This window comes from Pseudomonas sp. NPDC090233, assembly GCF_044772285.1.
Classification (GTDB): Bacteria; Pseudomonadota; Gammaproteobacteria; order Pseudomonadales; family Pseudomonadaceae; genus Aquipseudomonas.
In genome coordinates this window covers 598,295-608,552 of the sequence record NZ_JBIVYQ010000005.1, presented here as the reverse complement: position 1 = coordinate 608,552, position 10,258 = coordinate 598,295, and the positions used below count along the sequence as shown (strand labels likewise).

9 protein-coding genes are annotated in these 10,258 nt (G+C 63.3%); 5 read left to right on the top strand and 4 right to left on the bottom strand.

All coding sequences use genetic code 11. The features are described from left to right. Positions 1–326 precede the first annotated feature (326 nt). The 5 genes from ACIQUF_RS17295 to ACIQUF_RS17275 all read left to right on the top strand — a co-directional run bounded on the left by ACIQUF_RS17295 (position 327) and on the right by ACIQUF_RS17275 (position 6,420). Complete coding sequence (locus tag ACIQUF_RS17295) at positions 327–1,970, top strand: acetolactate synthase large subunit (protein WP_403133537.1); 1,644 nt, start codon at positions 327–329, stop codon at positions 1,968–1,970. Between the two features lie 131 nt (positions 1,971–2,101). After that, positions 2,102–2,656 (top strand): UPF0149 family protein, encoded by a 555-nt coding sequence (locus tag ACIQUF_RS17290; RefSeq protein ID WP_403133534.1) that lies wholly within the window; start codon positions 2,102–2,104, stop codon positions 2,654–2,656. A gap of 121 nt (positions 2,657–2,777) precedes the next feature. Then, positions 2,778–3,401, top strand: a complete 624-nt coding sequence (locus ACIQUF_RS17285) for a glutathione S-transferase family protein (RefSeq protein WP_403133532.1) — start codon at positions 2,778–2,780, stop codon at positions 3,399–3,401. Positions 3,402–3,428: 27 nt separating this feature from the next. Next, positions 3,429–5,459, top strand: coding sequence for a pyridoxamine 5'-phosphate oxidase family protein (locus ACIQUF_RS17280; RefSeq protein WP_403133529.1), 2,031 nt, complete (start codon positions 3,429–3,431; stop codon positions 5,457–5,459). Positions 5,460–5,523: 64 nt separating this feature from the next. Then, the gene (locus tag ACIQUF_RS17275) at positions 5,524–6,420 is read left to right on the top strand and encodes a LysR family transcriptional regulator (protein WP_403133528.1); all 897 of its coding nucleotides are present in this window, start codon (positions 5,524–5,526) and stop codon (positions 6,418–6,420) included. Here ACIQUF_RS17275 and ACIQUF_RS17270 read toward each other — a convergent pair. From ACIQUF_RS17270 to ACIQUF_RS17255, 4 genes are all read right to left on the bottom strand, one after another. Next, a complete protein-coding gene (locus tag ACIQUF_RS17270) occupies positions 6,408–7,286 on the bottom strand; it encodes an aldose 1-epimerase (protein ID WP_403133526.1) in 879 nt (292 codons plus the stop codon). The two genes, ACIQUF_RS17275 and ACIQUF_RS17270, sit on opposite strands and share 13 nt — an antisense overlap. Then, positions 7,286–8,197 (bottom strand): EamA family transporter, encoded by a 912-nt coding sequence (locus tag ACIQUF_RS17265; RefSeq protein ID WP_403133523.1) that lies wholly within the window; start codon positions 8,195–8,197, stop codon positions 7,286–7,288. The genes ACIQUF_RS17270 and ACIQUF_RS17265 overlap by 1 nt, the downstream gene beginning before the upstream one ends. Positions 8,198–8,409: 212 nt before the next feature. After that, complete coding sequence (locus ACIQUF_RS17260) at positions 8,410–9,690, bottom strand: TRAP transporter large permease (RefSeq protein ID WP_403133521.1); 1,281 nt, start codon at positions 9,688–9,690, stop codon at positions 8,410–8,412. Next, positions 9,691–10,218, bottom strand: a complete 528-nt coding sequence (locus ACIQUF_RS17255) for a TRAP transporter small permease (protein WP_403133518.1) — start codon at positions 10,216–10,218, stop codon at positions 9,691–9,693. Positions 10,219–10,258: the final 40 nt, after the last annotated feature.

Genomic DNA, 10,258 nt, shown 5'->3' with positions numbered 1-10,258 from the left:
GGTAGTGTGGGGTTTCCCCATGTGAGAGTAGGTCATCGTCAAGATTCATTTCGCAAAACCCCTATCTGCGCGAGCAGGTAGGGGTTTTGTCTTTCCGATATTCGAACACCTTTTCTCAAAGCAACTATCTTTTGTCCGTCTCGTACCTGCGTAACGCGTTGAAGGGTGCGACAATTAATCCTGTTCGTATACGTGACTTTGCCCCGCACAGCCTGCGTCAAGACTTAGGTTCGGGGCATCCTCGCGCCCGGACTGAGCGATGCCAGCGTGCCGTGCTGCGCATTTCTGGACCTTCACCGTCCTATACAACTGAGGTTACAAGCAAGATGGCCAAGGCCGCCGATGTCGTTGTGCAATGCCTGGAAAACGAAGGTGTCGAGTATGTGTTCGGCATTCCTGGTGAGGAAAACCTCGACCTGCTGGAATCCCTGCGCAAGTCGAAGATCAAGCTGGTACTGACCCGCCACGAGCAGTCTGCGGGCTTCATGGCCGCTACCTATGGCCGTCTGACCGGCAAGACTGGCGTCAGCCTGTCGACCCTGGGCCCTGGCGCGACCAACCTGGTGACCGCCAGTGCGTACGCCTACCTGGGCGGCATGCCAATGATGATGATCACCGGCCAGAAGCCGATCAAGAAGTCCAAGCAGGGCCGCTTCCAGATCATCGACGTGTGCGGCATGATGGACCCCATCACCAAGTACACCCATCAGTTCGCCTCGGCCGACAACATTCCTTCGCGCATGCGTGAGGCGTTCCGCCTGGCCGAAGAAGAAAAGCCGGGTGCCGTGCACCTGGAGCTGCCAGAAGACATCGCTGCCGAGCAGACCGATGCCATGCCGATCCCGCGCAGCCTGCACCGCCGCCCACTGGCTGAGCATGTGGCCATCGAAGCTGCCATCGAGAAATTGCGCAATGCGCGCAGCCCAATCTTGGTGATCGGTGCCGGCGCCAACCGCAAGATGACCGCCAAAGTCCTCAAGCAATTGGTCGACAACACCGGCATTCCGTTCGTTACCACCCAGCTGGGCAAGGGCGTGGTCGACGAGCGCAGCCCGCGCTTCCTCGGCAACGCTGCGCTGTCGTCCGGTGATTTCGTACACCGCGCAATTGAAGCCGCCGACCTGATCGTCAACATCGGTCACGACGTGATCGAGAAGCCGCCGTTCTTCATGGTTCGTGGCGGCACCGAAGTCATTCACATCAACTTCCGTTCCGCCGAAGTCGATGCCGTGTACTTCCCGCAGGTTGAAGTAATCGGCGACATCGCCAACGCCGTCTGGCAGATCGGCGAAGGCCTGGGCGACACTTCGCACTGGGACTTCACCCGCCTCATGGCCATCCGCGAAGCCAACGAAGCGCAGATCGCTGAAGGCGCCGACGACGACCGCTTCCCGGTCTACCCGCAGCGCCTGGTTGCCGACATCCGCCGCGTGCTGCCATCCGAAGGCATCGTTGCGCTGGACAACGGCATCTACAAGATCTGGTTCGCCCGCAACTACAAGGCGCACAAGCCCAACACCGTGCTGCTCGACAACGCCCTGGCGACTATGGGCGCGGGTCTGCCGTCGGCCATGGCGGCGCACCTGGTGTACCCGGACCGCCCGGTGATTTCGGTGTGTGGCGACGGCGGCTTCATGATGAACAGCCAGGAGCTGGAAACCGCAGTTCGTCTGGGCATGCATGTCACCGTGGTGATCCTGCGTGACGACGGCTACGGTATGATCCGCTGGAAGCAGGCCAACATGGGCTTCACCGACTTCGGCCTCGACTACGGCAACCCGGACTTCGTCAAATACGCCGAAGCCTACGGTGCCAATGGCCATCGTGTGGAAAGCGCCGAAGGTTTGCTGCCACTGCTCGAGCACTGCATCAAGACCCCAGGCGTGCACGTGATCGACTGCCCGGTCGATTACAGCGAGAACGACCGCATCCTCAACAGCGAGCTGCGTGAGCGCGCGCTGGCGGTTTAAGGCTTAAAGGCTTTTTCGCGGGCGGTCCGACGTCGGACCGCCCGCGAATGCTTATGTACCGGCAACAAATTCCTCACGCCAACCCCCATGTGCTAGGGTGCACGCAAATCTTCACCCCAGGACACCCGCACATGCTCCCCGCGCTCAGCGACAAAGAACTCGACCGTCTCGAAGACCTGCTGATCACCTACGGCAACGACTACTCGGTGCTCAATCTGGCCGAGCTCAACGGTTTCTTCACCGCCCTTGCCAGCTCCCCGGCAAGAATCAACCCTGAGCATTGGCTACCAGCAGTGGCCGGTGGCAAAGTGCCGAAGTTCAAGAAGCCTGCCCACGAAGAAGCCTATACGGCGTTGATGCTGCGCTATGCCAACCAGGTAGAGGAGCAGCTGGCGGACAACCTCGAGAACTTTGAACCGCTGTTCGAGGAAAGCGAAGCCGAGGAGGGGCCGGCGATCATCATGGAAGAGTGGTGCTTTGGCTATATGCGCGGTACCCAGGTTGCAGAATGGGACGAGCTGCCCCCTGAACAGGACCAACTGCTGAAAGCCATATCGCTGCATGGGCTGGAGGACAACTTCGAGTTGCTCGATGCCATGAGTTTCGACGAGTTGCAGGCGTGTGTTCCGCATGTGATCGAAGCGGCCAAGGGGCTGTATCGCCACCAGAAGCAACAGCGCCACTGACAACAATTATTTCGCCTGGCGAAATTATGATGTCCTCGCTGCGCTAATTCTGTTGTACGCCGAATCAGCGCAGCATGTGTTCCAGCAGCACCACCCCGGTGCCACCCTTGGAGCGCAGACCATGATCAAACTCTACAACTTCCCCAAGTCCGGCCACGCCCACCGCATCGAACTGATGCTCTCGCTGCTCCAGTTGCCCACCGAGCTGGTGTTCGTCGATTTGGCCAAGGGCGCCCACAAGCAGCCCGAATTCCTCGCCCTCAACCCGTTTGGCCAGGTGCCGGTGATCGATGACAACGGGACTGTGCTCGCCGATTCCAACGCCATCCTCGTCTACCTGGCCAGCACCTACGACAAGAGCGGCCGCTGGCTGCCCCACGATCCGCTCGCCGCCGCCCGAGTTCAACGGTGGTTATCTGTCGCTGCCGGACCGCTCGCCTTCGGTCCTGCCGCCGCCCGCCTGGTCACGGTGTTCGGTGCCTCGTTCAACACCGATGAAGTGATCGGCCGCGCCCACACCCTGCTCAAGGCAATGGATGCCGAACTGGCCAAGACGCCGTTCCTGGTGGGCAGCGAGCCGACCATCGCCGATGTCGCCAACTACTCTTACGTCGCCCACGCCCCCGAGGGCAACGTCTCACTGGAACCCTATCCCAACGTGCGTGCCTGGCTGGCACGGATCGAAGCACTGCCGGGCTTCGTTGCCATGCCGCGCACCGCCGTGGGCCTGCAAGCCAGCGCCTGAGCCGCAACCCAACCGAGGAATGCCGCCATGCAACAACGCCCAGACCCTCGTACCTCGCCCTGGCACGCTGGCGAGAAACGCCTGCAAGAGCAGGTCGGTGTGGCACAACGGATGGAAGCGTTCGGGCAAAAGGTCATCCGTGACTACATGCCCGACCAGCACCGCGATTTCTATCGGCAGCTGCCATTCCTGGTTGCCGGTGCTGTGGACGCAGACGGCAAACCTTGGGCGACATTGCTTGAGGGGGCAGAAGGCTTCGTCAGTTCTCCTGACCCGCAGCAATTGCTGATCGACACCCCCCTCACCAGCGAAGACCCGGCGACACCCGGCCTCGCTGCAGGTGGGGCCATCGGTTTGCTCGGCATCGAACTGCATACCCGCCGGCGCAACCGCATAAACGGGCTCATTGGCGGGGTCACCGGTAACCAACTGGAAGTAAAAGTGGAGCATGCCTTCGGCAACTGCCCGCAGTACATCCAGTTGCGCGCCTACACCCGTGTCGATGAACCAGCGCGGGGGCGGCAGGATTCGTTGACCTTGAGTGCCGAGGCGGTGGCGATGATCAGCAACGCCGACACCTTCTTCGTCGCCAGTTACATCGACCATGAAGATGGCCATCGCTCGGTAGATGTCTCGCATCGCGGCGGCCGGCCCGGCTTCGTCAAGGTCGAAGGTAACCGCCTGACCATCCCCGACTATGCCGGCAACCTGCATTTCAATACCCTCGGCAACCTGCTGGAGAACCCGCAGGCGGGGCTGCTGTTCGTCGACTTCAGCAATGGCAACGTGCTGCAATTGACCGGGCGCGCCGAGGTGATACTCGACAGCCCGCTGATCAAGGCATTCGAAGGTGCCGAGCGGCTGTGGACGCTGGAGGTCGAACACGTGGTGCTGCGTCCCGCCGGTGTGTCGCTGCGCTGGGCCTTCGAGGCCTATGCACCGACCAGCCTGATGACCGGCACCTGGGCCGAAGCCGAGCAGCGCCTGCAACAGCAAGAACGGCAGCGCCAGTGGCTGAGCTGGCGGGTAGAGCGGGTCGAGCAAGAGAGCCGCGATATCCGTTCGTTCTACCTGGCCGCCGATGCACCTGTGTCATTCACGCCAGGCCAGCACATTCCCGTGCGCCTGCCGCTGGGCGGTGACACGCCGCTGATTCGCACCTACAGCCTGTCCTGTGCACCTTCGGACGGCCATCTGCGTATCAGCGTCAAAGCCCAGGGCCCGGCGTCACGCTATCTGCATGAACAGGTGGGCGTAGGCGACCGGCTCGACGTGCGCCTGCCCATGGGCAATTTCACCCTGCAGGACGACAGTCTGCGGCCCATCGTACTGATTGGCGCAGGTGTGGGCATCACGCCGCTGATCGCCATGCTCCGTGAACAGTTGGCGCGGCAACAGGGTCGACGGATTCATCTGTTTCACGGTGCCCGCAGCCTCGCCGAGCTGCCGTTCCAGCAAGAGCTGAACGGCTTGCGCGAACAGGCCGGCAACCTGTTGAGCATCCATCGCTCGCTGAGCCAACCAGAAGCCGACGCCGTGCAGGGTCTGGACTACGACCATGCCGGCCGCCTCGGCATCGAGCAGGTCAAGACGGCACTGGCGTTGGATGACTATGACTTCTACCTGTGCGGGCCTTCCAGTTTCACCCAGGACCTTTACGAAGGGCTGCGTGCCGTGCATGTGCCGGATGCACGCATCCATGCAGAAGCGTTCGGCCCTTCGACGCTCAGGCGCCGTACCGACGACAATCAACCGACCCTGCAGCAGCCCCCCGCAGCCAGCGAACCGGTGCCGGTGTATTTCGCAAGTTCCGCCAAGGAGGCACGTTGGGCGCCGGACAGCGGGTCCTTGCTGGAGCTGGCCGAGGCCCGTGGCCTGTCCCCGGATTTCAGTTGCCGAGGGGGTTCATGCGGTACGTGCAAGACCAAGGTGGTGAGCGGGCAGGTACATTATCCGAACCCGCCGGCTGAGCTGCCGGAAAGCGGTACGGTACTGATCTGCTGTGCAATACCGGCCAAGATGGAGGAGGGTGCACAAGCGCTGGTGCTGGACCTGTGATCGGGCAGCACAAAATCTGCAGATAACCGATAATCCCTCCCACCCCCGCCAGCCAGGAGTCGGCATGGACCAGATCCACCTGATGAAGGTCTTCGTCGCCGTAGGCGAGCTGGAAAGCTTCGCCGCCGCCGCCCGCCGTCTGGACATCTCGCCAGCGGCAGTCACCCGGGCCGTCAGCGCCCTCGAAGATCAGCTTGGGGTCAAATTGCTGCTGCGCACCACGCGCAGTGTGCGCCTGACCGAGGCGGGTGGCCGCTACCTGGAAGACACCCGCCACATCCTCGCCAGCATCGCTGAAGCCAACGAGGCCGCCGCCGGCATCAACGCCACGCCCAAGGGCGAGCTGGCGGTGACCGCGCCGATCCTGTTCGGCAAGAAGTTCGTCATGCCCTGCATCGTCCGCTACCTGCAACAGTACCCCGAGGTGGACGTGTCTGCTTTCTTCCTCGACCGTATCGTCAACATGGTCGAGGAAGGCATGGACGTGGCCGTGCGCATCGGCCCGCTGCCCGACTCCGGCCTCAAGGCCCTGCGTGTGGGCCGGGTGCGGCGCATGCTCTGTGCTTCCCCGCAATACCTGGCGCGGCATGGCGTGCCGCAGCATCCGTCGGACTTGCCGGAGCATGCGGTGATCGCCACCACCAACCTGTCGCCTCGTGCGGGTTGGCGCTTCGGCGTAACCGATGAACCGACCCTGGTGCGCATGAAGCCCAGGCTTACCGTGACCAGCAACGACGGCGCGATCGCAGCGGCGGTGGGCGGGTTGGGAATTGCCCGGTTACTGTCGTATCAAGTGGTCGATGAAATCGCCAGCGGGCAGCTGCAGGTGATCCTCGCCGACTATGAGGAGGCGCCGTGGCCGATCCACGTGTTGCACCGGGAGAGCAAATACGGTTCGGCCAAGGTACGCTCGTTCGTCGATCTGCTGGCGCAGCAGCTACGCAGTCATCAATTGGACTGAGTCGCTGCGTATTGCAGGCTGAAGCCCAGGTTCAGTTCCTCCCCCTGCTGCAATAAGCGCAACCCCGGCCGCCCTGGCAAATGATGCGCATTGACCGGGTGGCTGACCGGCTCGAAACAGAAGAACGGCTGCCCCGGCGGGCAGTACAGCAGGAAGTATTCCGCACCGCTGGCAGTGCACTCAAGCCGATACCCGGCACTCGGCTGCTCGATGACGCATTCGCCTGCCCAGCCGCTGAAGGCATGATCGACGGCGCCACCAGGCAGTTCGCGCAAGGTATCGAAACGCCAGCCTGCAGGGATCGCAGCTTGGCGCGACGGCAGCTGCCCGTGCTCGCCCAGCCATACCTGTTGCGCGGTTACCTGCAACTGCGTGTCGGGGTAGCGTGGGAAGTACGGATGCAGGCCCAGCCCATGCCACACGGCCCGCTCATCCAGATGGACGACATGCAGGTCGAGGCGCAGGCGACCTTCATGCAGGTGCACATCGAGCGTGGCCCGATAGGCGAACGGCACCTTGCTATCCAGGTGCAATCGCGCGCGTCGTTCACTGTGGTGTTCGACCTGCCAGGCCTGTTGCCAGGCGCTGCCATGGATCGGATAGGCGTCATGATCGGTGTTGGGCGGCAACGCCAGCCAGCCAGACGGGCAGGCGAAACCGCCTTCGGCAATTCGATTCGACCAAGGGACCAGTGGATAGCACCCCAGCCGCCTGGGACTGCCGCTGCCCAGCGCAGCCTCGTCGGCATGCCGCAGCAGTGCCTGGCCGGTCGCCGTGACTTGCCAGTTGGCCAGGCTGGCGCCCAGGCCAGGCGCAATGCTCAGGCGGGTCAGGCGGTCTTGCAGGTGTAACAGTGGCACCGTCATCAAGACCTCCGATAGGTAAGCAGCACGATGCCGCACACCACTACGGCACCGCCCAACAGCTGCACGCCACTGAGCTGTTGGTCAAGCAGCGCCCAGCCCAGCAGCAGCGTAGCGATCGGTTCGACGTTCATCACCGGCGCGTTCTGCGCCATGTTCAGCCGTGGCACGCAGACGAACAGCAAGGTAAAGGCCACGCCATACAGCACGACCAGGCTGGCCAGTGCCGCCCAGCCGTTGCCACTGGCGGGCAACGCCAAGCCGGACGGCATCACGCCGCTGGCCCCGGCCACCAGCATGCTGGTGAACACGATCAGCAAGGTCAGCAGGCTGCGCACCGGGCCGCGCACGGCGGCCAGTTTGTGATCGGTGATCCACAGTGCGCAGGCGAATACGCAGGCCGCGCAGAACGCCAGGCTCACGCCCAGCAGCCACAGCGGGTTGGCCTCGCCACTGCCGGCCAGGTGTGCCGGCACGTCCAGTGCCAGGACCAGGCCACACAGGATCAGGCCCATGAACAGCAGGGTTCGGCCGGTCGGGCGCGTGCCGCCGAGCGCCCAGGTCAGCAGGGCCAGCAGCATCGGGAAGGTGTTGCCGACCAGCAGCGCCAGGGCCACCGGTATGCGCGCCACCGCCGAATACAGGCACAGGCTCTGGGTAGCGATCAGCAGGCCCAGCAGCAGTTGCCAGCGCCGCGCGCCGCTCGGCAGGCTCAGCGGCTGGCGCTGCCACAGCACCAGGCTGGCCAGCACCAGGAAAGTGATGCCAGAGCGACAGAGAATGGCCAGCAGCACACCGGTGTCATCATCGAAGGCAATGCGTGCGGCGATGTGGTTGCCGGCGAACGAGCAGGCCAGCAGGGCCAGTAGCGCGACTGCCAGCTTGCGCGGAAAGAGAGGAATAGCGACAGCCATTTGCATGATCCATTTGCAGGTGAGCCAGCGGGGCAAGCCCGCACACAGGTACCAACCGCGGTGGGAGCGGCTTCAGCCGCGAACACCGGCGAAGCCGGTGCCATCCACCGCGGCGCTTGCTTCGCGGCTAAAGCCGCTCCCACAGGATCAGCGCTGTACTTGCAAGCTGTGGGAGCGGGCTTGCCCCGCGAAGCGGCCCCAAATGATGCGACTTACAACACCACACTCGGCAGCCACAGCGAAATCGCCGGGATGTAGGTCACTGCCATCAGCACCAGGAACAGCGCCAGGTAGAACGGCAGCAGCGCCTTCACCGTGCTTTCGATGCTCACCTTGCCGACCGCCGACCCGACGAACAGCACCGCACCCACCGGTGGTGTGATCAGCCCGATGCCGAGGTTGACCAGCATGATCATGCCGAAGTGCACAGGATCCACACCGATGCCGGTGATCACCGGCAGCAGGATCGGCGTGAGGATCAGGATCAGCGGCGCCATGTCCATCACCGTGCCCAGCAACAGGAGCATGAAGTTGATGCACATGAGGATCACGTAGCGGTTATCCGACAGGGTCAGGAACGCTGTGGTGATCTTCGACGGGATCTGCATCAGCGTCATCACATAGCCGAAGCTGGCGGCGAAGCCGATCAGGATCATCACGATCGAGATGGTACGCACGGTGCGGTGCATCAGTTTGGGCAGGTCGCGCCACTTGTAGTCGCGGTAGACGAACATGGTCACGAAGAACGACCACACCACCGCCACTGCGGCCGACTCGGTGGCAGTGAACACGCCCGAGAGAATGCCACCGAGGATGATCACCATGGCCATCAGCCCCCACAGCGCCTCACCGGCGATCTTCAGCGCCTGGCGCAGCGGGATCACCTCGCCCTTGGGGTAGTCGCGCTTCTTCGCGAAGATCAGGCACAGCCCCATCATCACCGCGCTCAGCAGCAGCCCGGGCATCACCCCGGCCATGAACAGCGAGGCAATCGACACCGTGCCCCCCGCCGCCAGCGAGTACAGCACCGAGTTGTGGCTGGGCGGGGTCAGCAGTGCCTGCACCGAGCCGCTGACGGTCACCGCCGTGGAGAACTCGCGCGGGTAGCCCTTGCGCTCCATTTCCGGGATCAGCACCGAACCCACCGACGCGGTGTCGGCCACCGACGAGCCGGAAATCGCGCCGAAGAAGGTCGAGGCCATGATGTTGACCAGCGACAGCCCGCCGCGCACGAAGCCCACCAGCACCCCGGCAAACGCCACCAGCCGCCGCGACATACCGCCCTCGGCCATGATCGCCCCGGCCAGCACGAAGAACGGAATCGCCAGCAGCGAGAACTTGTTAACCCCACTGGCCACCTGGATCATCATCGCTTGCAGCGGGATGTCGATGTACCAGGCGCCGATCAGCGCCGACAGGCCCAGCGCATAGGCCACCGGCATGCCGATGAGGATGAGCACGATGAAGCTGCCCAACAGAATGAACGCATCCATTTACGCAGCTCCTTCGTTTTCTTCGATCAAGTCGAAGCGCACTACCTTGCGCTGGCTCTGATCGCCCAGCAGGAGTTTTTCCAGCACGAAAATCAGGGTCAGCACGCCGCCGACCGGGATCGGCGCGTAGCTCATGCCCACCCGTACGCTCGGCAGCGAGGCCATGTACTGGTTCCAGGTGGTGATGCACAGCTTGGTGCCGTACCAGGTCATGAACACGCACACCAAAATCATCAGCACCTGCACCAGCAGCCCGACCAGCTGGCGCTGAAGCGGTGGCAAACGGTCGGTGATCATCGCGACCGCCATGTGCGCGCCGGCGCGGTAGCTGGCGGCGGCGCCGACGAAGGTGAACAGGACCATCAGCAGGATCGATACCGGTTCCGGCCAGCTGGAGCCGGTGCCGAGCACGTAACGGGCAAAGATGCCCCAGGGGATGATCAGCGACATGGCCAGGATCGACAGGCCGGCGACCCAGATACAGCCGCGGTACAGCGTATCGTTGACGCGCAGGAAAAGCGTTTTCATAGGCATCACCAAAGCGGCAGGGCGACGGGCGTCGCACTGC

Bases quoted from the DNA above. Each gene is read 5' to 3' on its own strand.
- ACIQUF_RS17255 (WP_403133518.1), bottom strand. From the start codon at position 10,218: ATGAAAACGCTTTTCCTGCGCGTCAACGATACGCTGTACCGCGGCTGT.
- ACIQUF_RS17275 (WP_403133528.1), top strand. From the start codon at position 5,524: ATGGACCAGATCCACCTGATGAAGGTCTTCGTCGCCGTAGGCGAGCTG.
- ACIQUF_RS17285 (WP_403133532.1), top strand. From the start codon at position 2,778: ATGATCAAACTCTACAACTTCCCCAAGTCCGGCCACGCCCACCGCATC.
- ACIQUF_RS17260 (WP_403133521.1), bottom strand. From the start codon at position 9,690: ATGGATGCGTTCATTCTGTTGGGCAGCTTCATCGTGCTCATCCTCATC.
- ACIQUF_RS17290 (WP_403133534.1), top strand. From the start codon at position 2,102: ATGCTCCCCGCGCTCAGCGACAAAGAACTCGACCGTCTCGAAGACCTG.
- ACIQUF_RS17265 (WP_403133523.1), bottom strand. From the start codon at position 8,197: ATGGCTGTCGCTATTCCTCTCTTTCCGCGCAAGCTGGCAGTCGCGCTA.
- ACIQUF_RS17280 (WP_403133529.1), top strand. From the start codon at position 3,429: ATGCAACAACGCCCAGACCCTCGTACCTCGCCCTGGCACGCTGGCGAG.
- ACIQUF_RS17295 (WP_403133537.1), top strand. From the start codon at position 327: ATGGCCAAGGCCGCCGATGTCGTTGTGCAATGCCTGGAAAACGAAGGT.
- ACIQUF_RS17270 (WP_403133526.1), bottom strand. From the start codon at position 7,286: ATGACGGTGCCACTGTTACACCTGCAAGACCGCCTGACCCGCCTGAGC.